Source organism: Neptunicoccus sediminis (assembly GCF_001719615.1).
Classification (GTDB): domain Bacteria; phylum Pseudomonadota; class Alphaproteobacteria; order Rhodobacterales; family Rhodobacteraceae; genus Amylibacter; species Amylibacter sediminis.
Genome location: NZ_MDVX01000003.1, coordinates 160514 through 179070, shown reverse-complemented (window position 1 = coordinate 179070; position 18557 = coordinate 160514). Strand labels below are relative to the sequence as shown.

Genomic DNA, 18557 nt, shown 5'->3' with positions numbered 1-18557 from the left:
TTTGCAATGATCAATATCCTGTTTTCCGCACGCGCGGCACAATGGCCCGTTTACCGTGCCCCGCTGGAAACCGCTTTTGCAGAGAAAGGTCTGGAATTCACGCTAACGGATCACACAGACTCCCCCGAAACCATCGACTATTTGGTTTACGCACCAGCACGTGAGGACGATGACCTGAGCGTCTATTCCAACCTCAAGCTGATCCAGAGCCTTTGGGCAGGCCCCGACAAGCTCCTTAAAAACAAGACATTGACCCAGCCAATGGCCCGAATGGTCGATCCGGGCATGACTCAGGGCATGGCCGATTACGTCTTCGGCCATATCATGCGCCATCATCTGGAAGTGGACCGTTTCACCAACGCCAAACCGGGAGACTGGCTGATGGACTGGGCCCCGCCCCTGCCCGCAGAACGCACAGTTGCCATCCTTGGCATTGGCGCGCTTGGCATGGCCTGCGCCAAAGTCGCCCACGACTATGGGTTCAACGTGATCGGCTGGAGCCGGACACAAAAAGACGACGCCCCCTTTGCCTGTTACGCCGGTGCAGAAGGTCTGGAAAAAGCGCTTCGTGAGGCAGACATCATCGTCACGCTTCTTCCCAATACGCCTGCGACCGAGAAGGTGATTAACGAAAAGACGATTGCGCAGATGAAGGACGGTGCCGCCCTTATCAACCCGGGTCGCGGCCAGTTGATCGACGACGACGCGTTTCTGGCCGCCCTGAACAGTGGTAAAATATCAGGGGCCACTCTGGATGTGTTCCACACGGAACCGCTGCCCGCCGAACACCCCTACTGGCACCACCCGAATGTACTGGTAACGCCCCACGTCGCCTCTGAAACCCGCGTAGACACGGCTGCGCGGGTCGTCGCAGAAAACATCGCACGGGTGGAAAAAGGACAAAACGCCCTTCACCTGATTGACCCGGCGCTCAAATACTAATCCAGCAGCGGGGGCATTCTGCCCCCACACCCCCTGAGGATATTTCCCCCAAAAAGAGCCGTTTCAATGTTCCGACAAATACTCCCGCCGGAGGCACCCGACAGAGCGGATTAACGCAGGATCGGCGGTTTGTCGGGATTTGAGCCGGGCGCCTCAAGGCTGCGGGTTTTAGGGGTTTCCGGTTCCGGCAGGTCAAAGCGCAGGCCGTGTTTGGCGAGCGCGCCGCTCAGCGGATTTTGCGCGTTCAGGAACACCACGTCGAGCGTTCCGGCCTCGATCCCTGAAAACGTCAGTGCCTCGGAAATGGCGGCTGCGATGGCGCTTTGGGCTTCGGGGATGGCCTCTATGAAGGCCATAACATGGCTGCGGGGCCGGTTTTCGTATTCGATCTGCGCGAGATAGGCGAATTTGGCCAATCCGGCCATAGTTGCTAGTTTCGTATCCAGCGCCGTGATGAGCGTTTCAGGCAATGTGCCGGGCGGATAAATCGCGCTTGGCGTAGCCTCCTGCGCTTCCGGTCCTTTCCCCAGCGTTTCGTTCAGCCAGTCCACCGCCGTATCGGGCAGCAACATGGAAGACGGCGCCACGGCAAGGTTCAGGCCAAGCCCGATTCCCTGCCCTGCCAGCAGAGCGGCGATCTGGCGGCCTGCCATCGCCAGAAACGGCGTAATTGATTGGGTAAAGCGCGCCATACGCTCTTCGCTGTCAAAGACCAGCGCGTATCGTGCGCCTTCGACCTCAAACACCGCGGGGGTAATGCGGTCGGCAACGGGCTCGGTTTCGAGCACCAGAAACATTTCGCTGTCGGCCACACGTTCGTAAAACGCCATCCGTTTTGCGGTGTCGTCCGGTGCGGCTTCCATAGCGGCGTGGGCAGTATCAAGAGGGGTCATAAAAGCTCCGTTATGCGCTTGCGCAAATGGGGGATCAGGTCGGTTTCGAACCAGGGGTTCTTCTTTAGCCAACTGGTATTGCGCCAGCTCGGGTGTGGTAACGGGATAATGGCGGGATCGTATTTCTGCCAGTTTCTTACCGTTTCCGTCATGGACTTCGTGTTCAAATGCCACTTTTGTGCATATCCGCCAATCAGCAGGGTAAGCCGTATCTGCGGCATCAGGGTCAGAGTGTCCGCCCGCCACTGATCAGCGCACAGCTTTGGGGGCGGCAGGTCCGATCCTTTTGCATCATAACCCGGAAAACAGAATGCCATCGGAAAAATCGCGATCCTGTTCTGATCGTAAAACGTCTTGCTATCGACGCCCATCCACTGGCGCAGCCGCTCCCCCGAGGCGTCGGTAAAGGGACGGCCCGAGACGTGGACCCGCGCACCGGGCGCCTGCCCTACCACCATAATCCGCGCAGTTTGGGACAACCAGACAACGGGGCGGGGTTGGTGGGCCGTTTTGGTGACGGCGAACCGCTCTGCACAAAGGCGGCAATCGCGGATCTTTTGTATGTGGTCCGAAAAACTGCTCATTGGTGGCCATGTAACAGGGTTTCGGGGCAAGGCAAAGAGAGGGTAATACCTCTATATTTCTAGCCTTGTAGAAATAAGGGTTGATTTATTTCTACTAAACTAGAAATATAATCCCATGACACATGGAATCGAAAAAGACATCAGTATCGAAGATGCAGCGCAGGCATTTGCGGCGCTTGGATCGGAACAGCGCCTCGGCGTATTGCAAACTCTCGTGCGGGCGGGACCGGAGGGGCTTTCGATGGGCGAGTTGGGCAAACGCACCGGCGTGCCCGGTTCGACCCTGAACCACCACCTGCGGTTTCTGGTTCATGCAGGGCTGGTGGAACAGGCCAAACAGGGGCGCAGCGTGATTTGTTCTTCGGTGGCCTATGACATGACCCGCTCCCTTTCGAATTTCATCCTGAAAAACTGCTGTGCCGATGCAAATCACAGCGATGCCCATGACCAGCACCAAGAGGACAGCTGATATGACCGAGTCGACCACTAATCCGGATTTCTGGCAGCGCTTCAAACCGGACAAAGCCTGGATCGCCATTGCCCTGATATTTGGCGCGGTGGCGGTGTTGGTGCCCGCTGATCTGCTTGGCGTGGGTCAGGACACGGTGATCTCCGTGATGGGCACGGCGCCGTTTATCCTGTTTGCCGTCTTCATGGTGGCCTATCTGAAAGCCACAGGGGCCGAAGGTATTGTAGCGGAGGCCTTTAAGGGCAGCCCTGCGCGAATGGTGGTTCTTGCGGCCCTTGTGGGCGGGATCGCACCGTTTTGTTCCTGCGAGGTTATTCCCTTCGTGGCGGCCCTACTTGCAATGGGGGTGCCACTGGCGGCGGTGATGGCGTTCTGGTTATCCTCTCCGATTATGGATCCACCGATGTTCATCATCACCAGTGCCGCGCTGGGGGTGGATTTTGCCATCGCAAAGACGATCGCGGCGGTGGCTTTCGGGCTGTTCGGCGGTTTTGTGGTCATGGCCTTCAGCCGCACTGCCCTTTTCACAGATCCCTTGCGCCCTGACGCCCAAGGCGGAGGGTGTGGATGCAGCGCCAATCCATTCACCGGCAAGCCGGTCTGGCGCTTCTGGCAGGAGTCCGACCGTTTGACCCAGTTCAAGAACACAGCGGCCCATAACCTTGTGTTTCTGCTGAAATGGCTGACGCTCGCCTATACGGTAGAGGCTGTGATGGTGCGCTATGTGCCCGCAGAATGGATCGCAAACATCCTCGGCGGTGAGGGGTTCGGCCCGATCCTGCTGGGCGCTTTGGTGGGGGGGCCGGCCTATCTGAACGGCTATGCGGCAGCCCCGCTGGTCGGTGGGTTGATTGACCAAGGCATGAGCCAGGGTGCCGCCATGAGCTTTATGATGGCCGGATCGGTCAGTTGTATTCCGGCGGCAATTGCGGTCTGGGCCATTGTGAAGCCCAAAGTGTTCGCCGCTTATATCAGCTTTGGCTTTACCGGCTCGCTAATGGCTGGTTTGCTTTGGGCGGCGTGGATCTGATACAGAACGGGGCGGCTTAAAACCGCCCCGTTTTTATGACAAGTCCTGTATAGGCTTCTTTAGAAGAAATTTACCAGCAGCGCAGCGGCCAGCAGGACAGCGACCCACAACACCATTGACCCTGTCGGCCAGACCCGCGCGATGCGCCCTTCAGGGCCGTGGGTCTTGTAGAGGCCGGTTGCGACATCGGTTAACTGGCGCAGCGCAAAGCGCGTGACACCGTCCCACATCCGCCCGATCATCAAGGCTGCGTACCCGATCACAGCCGGTGCCATACGGCGGTAGCTCCAGTCGGTATCAAGATACACATTGCGCGTCATCTTTGGATAGTGGCCGGTGTTGACCAGAACCACGTAGGACAGCAGTGCAAACAGCAATAGCTGGAATTGAGTGACAATATGGGTCAGCGTATAGGGCGCGTAATCCACATCGAACGGCAGCAGATCATAAAGCATCGCCGGAAACACCCCAAGCGCAATACACAGCGCAGCGGTGATCCCCATTGCCAGCAGCATCTGCACCGGCGCCTCTTTTGGGCGCAACCCGCTGTCGCGACCAAAGAACACTTTGTGCAGGATCTTCAGGCAGGAATGGTGCAGCGTCACCGCAGAGGCAAACAGCAGTACCGCCCAGATGACGTAATACCCGTCATGGGAGGCCGCAGACAGGATCAGCGATTTGGAAATGAAGCCCGAGAACCACGGAAAGGCTGCAATCGACATCCCGCCGATTGCGCAGAAAATCATCGTCAGCGGCATGGTTCTGTGCAGCCCGCCGAGTTCCGATGCTTTTGCAATTCCGGTGCGGTACAGCACCGCGCCAACGCCCATGAACAGCAGCGCCTTGTAAAGAATACCGGCAAAAGCATGGGCCACAGTGCCATTCAGCGACAGCTCTGTCCCGATGCCAACCCCAACCACCATAAAGCCAAGCTGGATGTTCAGCGAATAGGCCAACACGCGGCGCAGGTCGTTTTCAAGCACAGCGTATAGCGTGGGCAGCAGCGTCATCACCGCGCCCACATAGATCAGCAGTTCCGTACCGGGAAACCCCCGCGCCAGCGCATAAATCGCCAGTTTCGTGGTAAAGGCCGACAGGATCACCGCCCCTGTCACAGTGGCCGCAGGATAGGCATCGGACAGCCAGTTGCCCATCAGCGGGAAGGCCGCTTTGACCCCGAAGGACAGCAGCAGCAACCATGTTCCCAGACTGCCAAGGGTCATGGCGTCAAAGGTGAAAGAGCCGGTCTCCTGCCAGATCAGCACGGTTCCCGCCAGCAGCATTACGCCCGAAGAAACCTGAATAATCAGATAGCGCATCCCCGTGGCAAGCGCCCCTTCGGTGCGGCGTGCCCAGATCAGAAAGACCGACGTGATCGCCGTGCCTTCCCAGAACAGAAACAGCGCGATCAGATCACCGGCAAACACCGCGCCAATGGCGGAACCGGCATAAAGCAGCGCCGCAATCTGTTGCACCGTGTCGCGCACATGCAGGGCATAGAGATTGGCAAGGAAAGCCGCGATACAAAAGATGATTGCAAAAATACGGGACAGACGGTCTACCCGCAGCAGTTCCAGTTCCACATTCAGCAATTGGGCGGAAAACAGATTGCCTTCGGGGAGGTTCCAGATCAGGTAGAGCGCGACCAGCGGCACCACCAACAACACCCCTGCCCGCAACGCGCCTTTGGGCAGCAGCGCCAGCAGCGCGGCTCCGGCGAAGAACAGGAAAGCAATGGGGAAGGCTTCAACCATTGTGGCGCTCCTCGTCCAGATCGTCTTGGGGGTGGGCTTCGGGGTCTACGTCACAAGGGGCGTAATAATCCTCGGGGCGGCGAACCCACCCGCCCCAGAGTTTCGCCAACAGCACCAGCCCGCCGGTTATAAAAAATCCGTAAAGCGCGTAAAAGCCGGGAATTTTTTCAACCGAAACATAGGTGTGCTTGTGATAGAGGAAATCCGCAAGGAACAATCCGGCGCATAGGATCACCAGAGCATAGAACAGGGCTTTGCCCGCCTTGGGCGCAGACAAGGCCGTAAAAACCCGCCCCAGTGCCGGATAGCCGGAGCTATCCTGCTGCCCGTTGCGGGTCATGTGATGGTCCCCGTCGCTGCCAGCGTCCGGGGCTGCAGGCTCGGTTTGCTGTTGATCAGACATAGTTACCCTTTGTCCTCTGCGGCAATGATCTTTTTGGCCCAGTCCCGCGCTTCGTCCTTGGGGATGGTCAGGGTCTGGGCGATTTTATAGGCGAAACGCGCCTCGGTCAGCGCCGGAAAGCGGGACCGCAGCACGTTAAGCTCATATCCACGGGCACGGTTGAGCGTGGCGCAGGTTTCAATGACCTCTTCGATGGTCATATCGAAATGGGCACGCAGGGCCTTGCGGATGTATATCTCGCGCTGGCCTTCCTGTTCCAACCGTTTTGCGTAGGTCACATCGGTCTCAGTGGCGCGGGGAATGTCGGTCGCGAAGTCTTTGTGTTTGCTCATTGGGGTACTCCAAGCATGGGCGTGAGGAATTCCACCAATGTGCCTGCATACAAGAACAGGATCACACAACCGATGGCCGTGAAGACGGGGGGGATGTAACAGAAAGCCGGCGCCTCCTTGATCCCGTTATAGGGATTGGCGGGCGAAGAACTGAAGAAACCTTGCGCCACAACCGGCAGCAGATAGCTCAGGCTGAGCAGGGAAGACGCCATCAGCACGCCGATCATGATCTTGTGGTCCGCATCCGCAGCCCCCACCATCAGCAGCCATTTTGACCAGCTTCCGCCAAGGGGCGGCAGGCCGATGATGGAAAGCGCGCCGATCAGAAAGGCGATATAGGTGAAGGGCATACTGCGGCCCAAGCCTTTCATCTCGGAAATATTGCTTTTGTGGGTGGCCACATAGATCGCACCGGCACACATGAACAGGGTGATCTTGCCCATCGCGTGCATGGCAATCTGAAGCGCACCGCCCATAACCCCCATCTGTGTCGCCAGCGCCAGACCCAGCGTCACATAGCTAAGCTGGGACACCGTCGAATAGGCCAGCCGCCGTTTCAGATTGTCCTGCTGATAGGCCACTATGGAACTGGCCAGAATGGTATAGGCGGCAATCCACATCAACCAGTCAGACGCCCCCGTATCAGCCAGAAAATCGATCCCGAAGGTGTAAACGCCCACTTTCAGCATGGTGAACACACCCGCTTTCACAACTGCCACAGCATGCAACAGCGCGGACACAGGCGTTGGAGCCACCATCGCGGCAGGCAGCCAGCGGTGGAAGGGCATCAATGCGGCCTTGCCGATCCCAAAGGCAAACAGCCCCAGCAGGATCGGCACAAGCAGTCCCTCAACCTTGCCCTGAAGGATACCACCGGGCACAAAGTCCAGCGTTCCCGCCAGTGTATAGGTCCAGATAATCGCCGTCAGGAACAGCGCGATAGAGGTGCCGATCAACACGCCAAGATAGGTGCGCGCACCGCGGATCGCCTCGGGCGTGCCCTTGTGGGCCACCAGCGGATAGGTGGAAACGGTCAGAACCTCATAAAACAGGAACAGCGTCAGCAGGTTGGCAGAAAAGGCAATGCCGATTGCCGCAGAAATCGCCACTGAGAAACAGGCGAAGAAACGGGCGTGGTGTTTCTCTTTATTGCCGCGCATGTAGCCAAGGCCGTAGATATGGGTCACGATCCACAGGCCGGACGCCACCAGCGCAAACATCAGGCCAAGCGGTTCAACCTGTAGCGCGATTTGCAGGCCGGGCAGCATTTCCAACAGCGTGATTTCTTCGGATGTGCTGTTGCCCAGATTACCAAGCACCCCCAGCACCGCGCCAAAGGTCAGGATGGCGCAGACAAAGGTAAACCCGTCCCGCAGGTTGTCCTGTCGGGCGAAGGCCATATTGCCAAACATGGCCAGTACAGGCAGCAGCAGGGCCAGAAAGATGAGCGTGTTCGTGTCCATGTTTCTACCCTAATGCCCGTTGCCAAGAAGTCCGCCCACCGTGGGCGTAAGCGCCATACCGTCGGTACCGCCCATCAATCCGATTGCCGCTGTATTGGCAGCGCCCATCGTCAGGCTTGTATCAATCCCGAACCAGACACAGGCCCCTGCTGCGATCCACATCGGGATCACCATGCTGAGGGGGGCTTCCTTGTGGATTGCTTCGGGATGGGGGGTGTGCAGGTATAACACCTCGATCACCCGCCACATATAGATCACCGCCAGCAGCGACGATGCCACGATCAGCAGGGCAATCCACCACAGGTCGGCCTCGAACGCGGCCTGAACCAGCACCCATTTGGAGATGAAACCGGCCGTACCGGGCACACCGATCAGGGACAAACCGCCCAGCACCACAGCGGCACCTGTTAGCGGCATCACCCGCCCCATGCCTTCGATCCGGTCGTAAAACGTATTTCCAGACCGCAGCACCAAGGCACCAACCGCCATGAACAGCGCCGCTTTGGTGATGCCGTGGTTGAACAGATGCACCATTGTTGCGCTAAGCCCTGTGACCGAGAACAGCGAAATGCCAAGCAGCATATAGCCGATCTGCGCGATGGAACTATAGGCCAGCATCCGTTTGAAATTGGTCTGGAACACTGCAATCAGGCTGGCCGCAAACATCGCCAGCAATGCGAATGGCGCGAGAATCCACAACAGAAGGTTGGTGTCAAAGACGAACTCCGGCTGGAACACCGAGAACATAAACCGCAGCAAAACATAGACCGCCGCTTTGGTGGAGGTTGCCGCCAGAAACACGGTCACAGCCGAAGGCGCATAGTTATAGGCCGCAGGCAGCCACAGGTGCAGCGGATAGATCGCCACTTTCAGCCCCATACCCACAACGATGAAGGCAAAAGCCGCCTGAACCGTGCGGTTGTCCCCCTGCCCGACCAGACGCTCTGCCATGTCTGCCATGTTGAGCGTTCCAGTGGTCATATAGAGAAAGCCGATGCCGATCACAAAGAAGGTCGCCCCGATGGTGCCCATGATCAGATAGTCATAGGCGGCGCTCAGCGCGCGTTTGTCGCGGTAAAGCCCCTGAGACACCAGCACATAGGTCGACAGGGATGAAATCTCTAGGAACACAAAGACGTTAAAGGCATCGCCCGTGGCCACAACCCCAAGCAATCCGGTCAGGACAAGCGTGAAACAGGCATAAAACAGCGTGTGACTGCGGGCCGGAATCTCATCCGCGACAGAGCGCAGGGCAAAGGGCACAACCAGTGTCGCCGTCAGCGAGATCAGGAACAGCACAAAGGCGTTCGCTGCATCAATGCGATACTCGATCCCCACAGGCGGAGCCCAGCCCCCAAGATGGTAGCTGATAAAGCTGCCGTCCATCACCTGCATCATCAACAGGAAGGACACGACCAGCGATAGGGCCGATGCAAGAAAGGCAAGACCCCACGCCATGCGGCGCCCGCCCAGCAGCACGATCAGCGGCGCAACACAGAGCGGAATCAGCACCTGAAGGATCGGCAGATGGTCCCGCAGTGTCAGTGCGATATGCGGCGTTTCAGAAGCAGTTGCCATTATGCACGCCCCCCCATCGCTTCGCCGTGAATGATGTTTTCAGCGCGGGCGGTGCGGGCGTCGATCTCCAGAATATCGTCTTCCTCAATGGTATTATAGGCTTCGCGGATGCGCACGATCAGCGCCAGCGCCAGCGATGTGGTTGCAATCCCCACCACAATCGCGGTTAGGATCAGAACATGGGGCAGCGGGTTGGAATAGACGATTTCGGGGTCGGCCTTGATCTTGCCCATCCGGTCGATCGGAAAGATCGGCGCCGTGCCGCCGGTGACCTTGCTGATAGAGATATACAGCATAAAGACCGCTACCTGAAAGATGTTCAGACCAACCACCTTTTTCACCAGATTGCCACAGGCAACAACGATGTAAAATCCGGTCATCATCAACACGATGAACAGCCAGTAATTGATATGGCCGATAAAGAATTCCAGTGTCATTGCGTCCTACCAGTCATCATTGCCAAGACGCGGCGTGCGTCCGGCAAAAGCGTAATAAATAGCCACCATGACTCCGGTCACGGTGATGCCCACGCCGGCCTCTACGTAAAGGATGCCGCTGTGCTGGCCGTGGGACATGTGATCAGGGGTGAAGCTGCCGTAATGCAGGAATTCATAGCCCAGAAACATGTTCCAGATGCCCGTTCCCGCATAGACCAGCACGCCCAGTGCGACCAGTTTGTGCACCACCCATGCCGGAAGGACGCGCTGCACTTCATGCAGGCCGAAAACGATTCCGTAGAGGATGAAGGCCACGGCCATGATCACGCCGGCCTGAAAACCGCCGCCGGGCGAGTAATCCCCGTGGAACTGCACGTAAAAGGCAAACAGGATGATCGTGCCCACCAGCGTTTTGGTGACGACACGCAGGATCAGATGGTGCTCTTTCATGCGTCTTCTTCCTCTTCTTCGTCCTCGCGGCGGCGGTGACGCAGCCCCGACAGGATCATCAGAACCCCGATACCCGCCGCAAAGACCACAGCCGTTTCGCCCAACGTGTCAAAGCCCCGATAACTTGCAAGGATGCTTGTCACCACATTGGGTACGTCGATTTCCTCGATCGAGTTCGTCAGATAATGGGGCGCAAGATGCACGTTCGACGGGGCTTCGGGGTCCCCGAAATTCGGCATATCCAGCGTGCCGTACACCAGCCCCGCCCCTGTCACCAGAACCACCAGCAGCGGCAAAGTGTTGGGCCGCGACGCCGGTTTTGCCCCGCGCGCGGTCAGCGCAATGGTGCCAAGCATCAGAACGGTGGAAATCCCCGCGCCGACAGCGGCCTCGGTAAAGGCTACGTCCACTGCATCCAGCGCAACAAACAGCATGGCCGTCAGCAGGGAGAACACGCTCGCCAGCATCACAACCGTGAACAGACGGTCCTGCCGCACGATGGCAAAAGCGGTGATCACCAGCATGGAAAACAGGATAAAGTTTACAATCGTCTCGGTCATTCGCCACGCACCGTTGGTTCGGGCAGATCGGAATAAGGCACGCCCTGCTCGGGCTCCAGATCCTCTGCAATTTTCGGACGCCAACCCGTCACCAGCGCCGCATTGGCCACCGCATGGGTGGCGGTCGGGCCGGTGATGATCAGAAACATCCCCATTATGATCAGTTTCACCGTGATCAGCGTCAGCCCGCTTTGCAGACACATGCCAAGGATCAACAGGATCATCCCGCCGCTATCCCCGACCGAAGCGGCATGGGTGCGCGACCAGAAATCGGGAAAGCGCAGCAGGCCGATGCCGCTGACAATCATCAGAAAACTGCCCGTGACAATACTGACCCATGACAGGACTTCGATAATCAGTGCCGGTATGTCCATAATCAACGCTCCTCGCCGGGATGGGCCGGAATTTGCGGAATATCCCCGAGGGCGCGGTAGCGGAAAAACTTGAGCACAGCGATGGTGCCGACAAAGTTGATCAGCGCATACAATAACGCAATATCGAGGAAATCCGGACGGCCCGTCAAAAAGCCGAGCACCGCGATAAACAGCACCGTGGCCGTTCCAAAGGAATTCACCGCCAGCACCCTGTCATAGACAATCGGCCCGGCGTAAAGCCGCACGAGAATAAGAACCATCGTGACAAACAGCGCAACGGCTGCCACCAGAAACATCATGCTGCCCCCGTTTCAATAGATGTGACCCGCCGGTCCATATCCGCCAGCGCCTCGTGGTCGCTGTCATCAAAGCTGACCGCATGGACCCAAAAGGCATCGCCTTCGGTTTCAACCGTAACCGTCCCCGGCGTCAGTGTGATCGAATTGGCAAAGATGACTTCGGCCAGTTCGGATTTTTGCGTGTTTGGCACGCGAAAGATATGCTGTCGCAGGTTCAGATGCGGGGCGAGAATCAATTTCGTGACGGTCACGTTGGATTTCACGACCTCCCACAGCAGCCAGAACAGATAGGTGATAAAATAGAACGGATTCAAAGGGATCTTTAGGTGATCCTGATCCACGCGATCCATCCGCCGCACCATATACACAGCGAATATCGCGGATGCGGCGCCCAGCCCGACGACCAGCGGCTTGTAGACCCCCGACATCAGCAGCCACAGGCCGAACAGTGCAAAAGCAGACAAAATTGTTCGCATCAGTGTTCCATCTTTCCGGCAGTAAAGTCCGGGCGGTTATATCAACAGGGAACCCTTAGGAAAACCGCAATCGGAACCGGGTGCTAGGCTATTTTAGCGCACCCGCAACCGGACACACCCCTTAAGGTTGTAACCTCTGGCACCTGCCCCGCCTCGAACCCGCACCCCGGTCTGTCGCTGTTTGAGCAACGTTCCGCTGCCTACTTGCAAGAAATTAACCATATATTATTGCATTCCCACAGTACTAACAGGCATATTGCACCGAACGGGCTTAACAAAATAACGGGCATTTGCAGTGCCGGCCATAAAATAGCCCGACAAAGCGTGTTAAGCGTAGTTCGATTGAGGTAGCCAGGGACATCCCCGGATGATTGAGTTTAGAAACGTCAGCAAGTCCTTTTGGACCGGCACACAACGCAAGGTCATTCTGGATCAGGCGTCGTTCCGCATCAATCTGGGCGGTTCGGTGGGTATTCTGGCGCCCAATGGCACCGGCAAAACCACTCTGATCAATATGATGTCCGGTCTTGAGAAACCCGATGAAGGGGAAATCCTGCGGTCCTCGCGGATTTCCTTTCCGCTCGGCTATATGGGGGGTGTGCTGCCCAAGCTGAACGCGGTGGAAAATTCCCGTTATATTGCACGGCTTTACGGCCTGGACCCCGATTACATCGAAAGTTTCTGCCGGTATATCTGTGGTCTCGAAGAATATTTCGAGATGCCGATCGCCACCTATTCCAAAGGAATGCGCGCACGCTTCATGATGGCATTGTTGCTGGCGCTGGAATTTGATATTTACCTGATTGACGAAGGCATGCCGTCTTCCACCGATGCAGAGTTCAACCGTAAGGCCGGTTCGGTGCTGCGGGAACGCTTGCAAAAGGCCACTGTCGTGATTGTGTCGCACCAAACCGATATTCTTGAGAAATTCTGCCAAAGCGCGGCGGTCCTGCGCAATGGTCGACTGACAATGTATGACACCTTGGAAGAGGCAAAACAGGTTTACAACTATGCCCAATAGCCCAAAGAACTTTCGGATTTTGCGCGGCGGCGGTCAGCCGGACGGTGGTGATCCTGCGAACACTGCCGGCGACGGAACGGATAGCACTGCGCCACAGCAGCAGGTCCAGATGCGCCACCAGCGTCAGGTCGAAGTGGAGCGGCACCAATCGTCATCCGATGACGCCGATAATGACCGGCAGGTCAGCCAGCAGGTAGCCCATCCTGCCAGCGCGCGGGAGCTTTCGGCCCGTGAAGAAATCGAACAGATCAAGAAAGAAAACCTGACAGGACGCCAGTTGCGGATTGCACGGCGGCTGGCGCAACGGCACAACCTGTCCCCCACATCCGATCTGGATGCCGTGCGCCTGTTGCGCCGTCAGGGAATTGACCCCTTCGGCCGTCAGGACATGGCAAGCGTGCTTACTCCGGTTGACGGCGCGGATGAGCCCGGACCCGGTGTCGCGCTGCCAGCAACGGTGCGCAAATCAGCCATTTCGGATCACAAACCCCAAGTGATAGACGATGACAGCCGCGAGCAGGAAGTGCGCAAGATCCAGCGGGATCTGGTAAAGCGCCGTCGCAAGCGGCTTGGCATCCTGTTTATCAAACTCGCCTGTTATGTCTTTCTGCCCACCCTGCTGGCGGGATACTATTTTTATAAAGTGGCAACACCGATGTATGCCACCTACACCGAATTTGTCATCCAGAGCGCGGATGCCCCCGGTGCGACTGGGGCCTCCGGTCTGTTCTCAGGCTCTCCGCTGGAAACAGTGACGGATAGTATTACCGTGCAGGGCTATCTGACCTCTCGGGATGCGATGCTGCGCCTTGATGAGGATCCGGGGTTCCGCCAGTTGTTTCAGGATGAAAGCATTGATGTGCTGCAACGTCTTGAGGCGGATGCCACCAATGAAGACGCCTATAAGGTCTATAAAAAGCGTGTGATTATCGGCTTTGATCCCACTGAAGGCGTCATCAAGATGGAGGTCATCGCCCCGTCACCGGAAGCTTCCAAAGCCATTTCTCAGGCGCTGATCGGCTATGCCGAGGAACAGGTAGACCAATTGACCGCCCGATTGCGCGGCGACCAGATGACCGGAGCGCGGGAAATCTATGAAGAGGCCGAAGCCAAAATGGAAGAAGCCTATGACGAGGTTGCCCGCCTGCAACGCCAGACCGCAACCCTTGATACCGCCGGGGAAAACGCCCTGATCATGGGCCAGATCGGAGAGCTGGAAAGCCAGTTAACCGCCAAACAGCTTGAACTGGCCCGCCTTCGGGCAAACACCCGCCCGAATGTCACAAAAGTGCGCGTTCTTGAGGATGAAATCACGCTTTTGCAGGGCAAAGTGGATGAAAAGCGCAACGAAGTCTCTCAGGGGGTCGGCAGTAACGACTCTCTCGTGAACATCAACGCAGAGCTGAACAAAGCCCAAAGCAAACTGGTCGTGCGCCAGCAACTGGTGGCCGCTGCGCTGCAAAATCTTGAAAGCGCACGGGTTGAGGCAAGCCGCCAGACCCGCTACATCTCGCGGGGGGTATCGCCGGTGACACCGGATAAGGCCACCTACCCCCGCGCTTTTGAAAACACCCTTCTGGCTCTCATCGTGTTTGCCGGAATTTATCTGATGCTGTCCCTCACTGTCAGCATCCTGAGAGAACAGGTAACGACATAAATGCAAAGTTTCGACATCGGAAATGTCACCGTTGGCAACGACCGGCCATTGGTGGTGATCGCGGGCCCCTGCCAGCTTGAAAGCAGCGAACACGCGCTGATGATCGCTACAGAAATGGCCGATGCCTGTGCCGCTGTTGGGGCGGGTTTCATATTCAAGGGCTCTTTTGACAAAGCCAATCGCACCTCGCTTAGCGGGAAACGCGGGCTTGGGATTGACGCCGGTTTGCAAGTGATGGCCGATGTGAAATCCAAACTCGGCTGCCCTGTGATCACCGATGTGCACCTGCCCGACCAATGCGCCCCCGTGGCCGAAGTTGTGGATGTGCTGCAAATCCCTGCCTTTTTGTGCCGCCAGACCGATCTGCTGCTGGCCGCAGGCAATACGGGTGCTGCGATCAACGTGAAAAAGGGCCAGTTCCTAAGCCCTTGGGAAATGCCCAATGTGCTCGAAAAAGTGACCAGCACCGGCAACCAGCGGGTGATGGCCTGCGAACGGGGCACCTCTTTTGGCTATAACACCCTTGTTGCGGATATGCGCGGCCTGCCCCAGATGGCTGCCACAGGCCATCCTGTCATCATGGATGCAACCCATTCCGTGCAACAGCCTGGTGGTCAGGGCGGTTCCAGCGGCGGGCAGCGCGAATTTGCGCCGCTTATGGCCCGCTGCGCCGTAAGCACGGGAATTGCCGGCGTGTTCATCGAAACCCATGAAGACCCGGACAACGCGCCCTCTGACGGGCCGAATATGATTCCGCTCAACCGGATGCGGGCCTTGCTCGAAAGCCTGATGGCTTTTGACCGGCTGGCAAAATCCGATCCCTTCCGACTTTAACCAAACCCTAATATTGGAGCCTTTTCCATGACGAAACCTGCGGCAACAGTGGCCCAGAACACGTGGGAATTCCTGCGCGACCCGATGATCACCCCAACGGGTTTTCGCGAATATGACGCCCGCTGGAAATATCCCGACGACATCAACCTGCCCGGCATCACAGCGCTTGGCATGGGGCTTGGCACCCAGATGCACGAGGCCGGGATCGAGCCTGTTATCGCCGTGGGCAATGACTACCGCGACTATTCCCTGACCATCAAAAACGCGCTGATGCTGGGCCTGATGCGCGCTGGTATCCGCGTGCGCGACATCGGCCCTGCCCTGTCCCCAATGGCCTATTTCAGCCAGTTCCATCTGGACGCACCCGCTGTGGCCATGGTCACGGCGAGCCACAACCCCAACGGCTGGACCGGCGTGAAGATGGGCTTTCAGCGCCCGCTGACCCATGGTCCTGACGAAATGGGTCGCCTGCGTGAAATCGTCCTCAACGGCGAACAGGTGGCCCGCGAAGGCGGTTCTTATGAGTTTGTGGACGGCGTGCGCGAAGCCTATATCGACGATCTGTGCGGCGATTTCAAAATGACCCGCAAATTGCGAGTCGTCTGCGCCACCGGCAATGGCACCGCCAGCGCCTTTGCCCCGATGATTCTGGAGCGGATTGGCGTCGAAGTGGTCCCCTCGCACAATGCGCTTGACTATAACTTCCCCCATTACAACCCCAACCCCGAAGCGATGGAGATGCTGCACGACATGGCCGCATCGGTGAAGGAAAGCGGCGCGGATCTCGCACTCGGCTTTGACGGAGACGGCGACCGCTGCGGTGTTGTGGACAATGAGGGCGAGGAAATCTTTGCCGATAAAGTGGGCGTTATCATGGCCCGCGACCTGTCCAAGCTCTACCCCGGTTCGACCTTTGTGGCAGATGTGAAATCCACCGGCCTGTTCGCCAGCGATCCGGAACTGAAAAAGCACGGCGTAAAGGCAGATTACTGGAAAACCGGCCACAGCCACATGAAACGACGGGTTAAAGAGCTTGGCGCACTGGCGGGTTTTGAAAAATCCGGCCATTACTTCCTCGCAGAGCCTATTGGCCGGGGCTATGATTGCGGCATGCGTGTGGCAGTGGAAATGTGCAAACTGCTGGACCGCAACCCCGATATGTCTATGGCCGACCTGCGCCGCGCCCTGCCCGTGACCTATGCCACACCCACCATGTCGCCTTATTGTTCCGACACGGAAAAATACGATGTTCTGGACCGTCTGGTGCAAAAACTGGTCGCAATGTCTGACGAAGGCGGCAGCCTTGGCGGACGCAAAATCACCAATGTTGTGACCGTGAACGGTGCCCGCGTGATGCTGGACAACGGCGCTTGGGGTCTGGTGCGGGCTTCGTCCAACACGCCAAATCTGGTGGTTGTTTGCGAAAGCCCCGAAAGCGACGCGGAAATGCGTGCGATCTTTGCCGATCTGGACGCGGTGATCCGCACCGAACCGGCTGTTGGCGACTACGACCAAACCATCTGATCCCGCAGCCGGATCAAGCTGAACCACAACAGGCCGCCAACCCTTTGGCGGCCTTTTTTATGGGGCGGCGGTTTGACTTTTCTTCAAACTGTGCAAGGTTTTACGCAACGCTTTTCATTCAAGAGACATCTGATGCGCCTATTTTTATTGCTGCCGTTGTTCCTGCTTTTGTGTGGCACCCTGCCTGCCAGCGCCCAGACCGCCGAGACCGAGCAACCCACCGGCACTATTGCCGTCGAAGACAATGCTGCAACCGATGCCGCCATCGCCAGCCGAATCCGCGATATTCTGGAAGAACTGGAGAATTATTCCAACGTGACGGTCAGCGTCAGCAACGGCATCGTGTCCTTGCGCGGCACAACCCTTGACGGGGCCTCTGTCACCCGTCTGGGAGAATTGGTAAACCGCATCGAAGGCGTCGTCGCCGTTGAGAATCGCGTGATCGAAAGCACCGACCTTGCAGAGCGGCTCGATCCATTGATGGAGCGGTTCAGCGACAGGATGCACCGTGTCGTTGCCTATCTGCCGCTGATGCTGGTGGCGCTGGCGGCGTTTCTGATCGTGGCTGTGATCGGCATTCTGCTTGCGCGGATGAAACAGCCGTGGGATCGACTGGCGCCGAATATGTTCATTGCGGATATTTACCGCCAGATCATCCGGTTGGTCTTCGGGATCGCCGCGCTTGTGGTGGCGCTGGATATTCTCAGCGCCACTGCCCTGCTGTCCACCATCCTTGGCGCGGCGGGGATTATCGGTCTGGCAATCGGTTTCGCGGTACGCGATACGGTGGAGAACTTCATCGCCTCTGTCATGTTGTCGATCCGCCAGCCCTTCCGCCCCAACGACAGTATCGAGATTAATGGCGATGAGGGCATGGTGATCCGTTTAACCAGCCGCGCCACGATCCTTTTATCCTTTGACGGCAACCACATACGCATCCCCAATTCCACCGTTTTCAAAAGCCGGATCGTCAATTACTCCCGTAATGCCGAACGCCGCTTCACGATAGATTTCGGCGTGGCCGGAGACACAAACCTGACGCAAGCCCGCCAAATCGCCCTGACCGCGCTGAAAAACCTGCCGTTTGTGATCGACGCCCCAGCGCCCGGCGTTTGGGTCGAGGGGTTGGGCGACAGCACGATCACCCTGCGCTGTGCGGGATGGGTGAACCAGCAGGACAGCTCTCTCGTGCTTGCACGGGGGGAGGCGATCGAGGTGATCAAAACCGCGCTCGAAGAGGCCGGAGTTGAAATGCCGGAGCCGACCTACCGTCTGGTGTCACAAAGTGCGGGCAGGTCTGAACCGGCATCTGCCGCCGCGACCAGCGACACACCCAAACCGCTGGCGGGCAAGACACCGGAACAGGTGGATCTAAAGGATGTCAGCGCGGATGAGACGCTCGAGGATATAGTGAACGAAGAGCGGGATGCCCGACAGGACAACGATTTGTTAACACGGCAGGCTCCCGAAGAATAAT

At 57.7% G+C, this 18557-nt stretch carries 21 protein-coding genes; 8 read left to right on the top strand and 13 right to left on the bottom strand.

Annotation, left to right across the window (positions count from 1 at the left end):
• Positions 1–6 precede the first annotated feature (6 nt).
• The gene (locus BFV97_RS07345) at positions 7–942 is read left to right on the top strand and encodes a 2-hydroxyacid dehydrogenase (RefSeq protein ID WP_069299689.1); all 936 of its coding nucleotides are present in this window, start codon (positions 7–9) and stop codon (positions 940–942) included.
• Positions 943–1052: 110 nt separating this feature from the next.
• Here BFV97_RS07345 and BFV97_RS07340 read toward each other — a convergent pair whose 3' ends face one another.
• Both BFV97_RS07340 and BFV97_RS07335 read right to left on the bottom strand, forming a co-directional pair.
• Positions 1053–1835: an SseB family protein gene (locus tag BFV97_RS07340; RefSeq protein ID WP_069299688.1), complete on the bottom strand. Its 783-nt coding sequence runs from the start codon at positions 1833–1835 to the stop codon at positions 1053–1055.
• The gene (locus tag BFV97_RS07335) at positions 1832–2419 is read right to left on the bottom strand and encodes a uracil-DNA glycosylase family protein (protein WP_069299687.1); all 588 of its coding nucleotides are present in this window, start codon (positions 2417–2419) and stop codon (positions 1832–1834) included. Before BFV97_RS07335 ends, BFV97_RS07340 begins: the two co-directional genes overlap by 4 nt.
• Positions 2420–2534: 115 nt before the next feature.
• On the opposite strand from BFV97_RS07335, the gene BFV97_RS07330 reads away from it, so the two are divergent.
• Both BFV97_RS07330 and BFV97_RS07325 read left to right on the top strand, forming a co-directional pair.
• Complete coding sequence (locus BFV97_RS07330; RefSeq protein ID WP_069299686.1) at positions 2535–2888, top strand: ArsR/SmtB family transcription factor; 354 nt, start codon at positions 2535–2537, stop codon at positions 2886–2888.
• A 1-nt stretch (position 2889) separates the two neighbouring features.
• Positions 2890–3918: a permease gene (locus BFV97_RS07325; RefSeq protein WP_069299685.1), complete on the top strand. Its 1029-nt coding sequence runs from the start codon at positions 2890–2892 to the stop codon at positions 3916–3918.
• 59 nt (positions 3919–3977) lie between these two features.
• Here the strand turns inward: BFV97_RS07325 and BFV97_RS07320 are convergent, their stop codons facing one another.
• Genes BFV97_RS07320 through BFV97_RS07270 form a run of 11 tightly spaced genes read right to left on the bottom strand, consistent with a single transcriptional unit; the run spans position 3978 to position 12044 of the window.
• A complete protein-coding gene (locus BFV97_RS07320; RefSeq protein ID WP_069299684.1) occupies positions 3978–5672 on the bottom strand; it encodes a Na(+)/H(+) antiporter subunit D in 1695 nt (564 codons plus the stop codon).
• The gene (locus BFV97_RS18945) at positions 5665–6075 is read right to left on the bottom strand and encodes a hypothetical protein (protein WP_069299683.1); all 411 of its coding nucleotides are present in this window, start codon (positions 6073–6075) and stop codon (positions 5665–5667) included. Before BFV97_RS18945 ends, BFV97_RS07320 begins: the two co-directional genes overlap by 8 nt.
• Before the next feature lie 2 nt (positions 6076–6077).
• A complete protein-coding gene (locus BFV97_RS07310) occupies positions 6078–6407 on the bottom strand; it encodes a hypothetical protein (protein ID WP_069299682.1) in 330 nt (109 codons plus the stop codon).
• Positions 6404–7870 (bottom strand): proton-conducting transporter transmembrane domain-containing protein, encoded by a 1467-nt coding sequence (locus BFV97_RS07305; RefSeq protein ID WP_069299681.1) that lies wholly within the window; start codon positions 7868–7870, stop codon positions 6404–6406. The genes BFV97_RS07310 and BFV97_RS07305 overlap by 4 nt, the downstream gene beginning before the upstream one ends.
• A gap of 9 nt (positions 7871–7879) precedes the next feature.
• Positions 7880–9448: a monovalent cation/H+ antiporter subunit D family protein gene (locus BFV97_RS07300; RefSeq protein WP_069299680.1), complete on the bottom strand. Its 1569-nt coding sequence runs from the start codon at positions 9446–9448 to the stop codon at positions 7880–7882.
• Complete coding sequence (locus BFV97_RS07295; protein ID WP_069299679.1) at positions 9448–9885, bottom strand: cation:proton antiporter subunit C; 438 nt, start codon at positions 9883–9885, stop codon at positions 9448–9450. The genes BFV97_RS07300 and BFV97_RS07295 overlap by 1 nt, the downstream gene beginning before the upstream one ends.
• Before the next feature lie 6 nt (positions 9886–9891).
• Positions 9892–10335, bottom strand: coding sequence for a Na(+)/H(+) antiporter subunit B (locus BFV97_RS07290; RefSeq protein WP_069299678.1), 444 nt, complete (start codon positions 10333–10335; stop codon positions 9892–9894).
• On the bottom strand, positions 10332–10895 hold the full coding sequence (locus BFV97_RS07285) for a DUF4040 domain-containing protein (protein ID WP_069299677.1): 564 nt from the start codon (positions 10893–10895) through the stop codon (positions 10332–10334). Before BFV97_RS07285 ends, BFV97_RS07290 begins: the two co-directional genes overlap by 4 nt.
• A complete protein-coding gene (mnhG, locus tag BFV97_RS07280; RefSeq protein WP_083225552.1) occupies positions 10892–11269 on the bottom strand; it encodes a monovalent cation/H(+) antiporter subunit G in 378 nt (125 codons plus the stop codon). Before mnhG ends, BFV97_RS07285 begins: the two co-directional genes overlap by 4 nt.
• A 2-nt stretch (positions 11270–11271) precedes the next feature.
• Positions 11272–11568 carry an MrpF/PhaF family protein gene (locus BFV97_RS07275; RefSeq protein ID WP_245667651.1) on the bottom strand — a complete coding sequence of 99 codons (297 nt, stop codon included), beginning with the start codon at positions 11566–11568 and terminating at the stop codon, positions 11272–11274.
• Positions 11565–12044, bottom strand: a complete 480-nt coding sequence (locus BFV97_RS07270) for a Na+/H+ antiporter subunit E (protein ID WP_245667649.1) — start codon at positions 12042–12044, stop codon at positions 11565–11567. The genes BFV97_RS07275 and BFV97_RS07270 overlap by 4 nt, the downstream gene beginning before the upstream one ends.
• 367 nt (positions 12045–12411) lie before the next feature.
• Here BFV97_RS07270 and BFV97_RS07265 point away from each other — a divergent pair, with 367 nt between their 5' ends.
• The 5 genes from BFV97_RS07265 (at position 12412) to BFV97_RS07245 (ending at position 18556) form a co-directional block, all read left to right on the top strand.
• Positions 12412–13065, top strand: coding sequence for an ABC transporter ATP-binding protein (locus tag BFV97_RS07265; protein WP_069299675.1), 654 nt, complete (start codon positions 12412–12414; stop codon positions 13063–13065).
• A complete protein-coding gene (locus BFV97_RS07260) occupies positions 13055–14722 on the top strand; it encodes a KpsE/RkpR family capsule polysaccharide export protein (protein ID WP_108721652.1) in 1668 nt (555 codons plus the stop codon). Before BFV97_RS07265 ends, BFV97_RS07260 begins: the two co-directional genes overlap by 11 nt.
• Positions 14723–15556 carry a 3-deoxy-8-phosphooctulonate synthase gene (gene kdsA / locus BFV97_RS07255; protein ID WP_069299674.1) on the top strand — a complete coding sequence of 278 codons (834 nt, stop codon included), beginning with the start codon at positions 14723–14725 and terminating at the stop codon, positions 15554–15556.
• 27 nt (positions 15557–15583) lie between these two features.
• A complete protein-coding gene (locus tag BFV97_RS07250; protein WP_069299673.1) occupies positions 15584–17080 on the top strand; it encodes a phosphomannomutase/phosphoglucomutase in 1497 nt (498 codons plus the stop codon).
• A 132-nt stretch (positions 17081–17212) separates the two neighbouring features.
• Positions 17213–18556, top strand: coding sequence for a mechanosensitive ion channel family protein (locus tag BFV97_RS07245; protein ID WP_069299672.1), 1344 nt, complete (start codon positions 17213–17215; stop codon positions 18554–18556).
• The last annotated feature ends 1 nt before the right edge of the window (position 18557 follow it).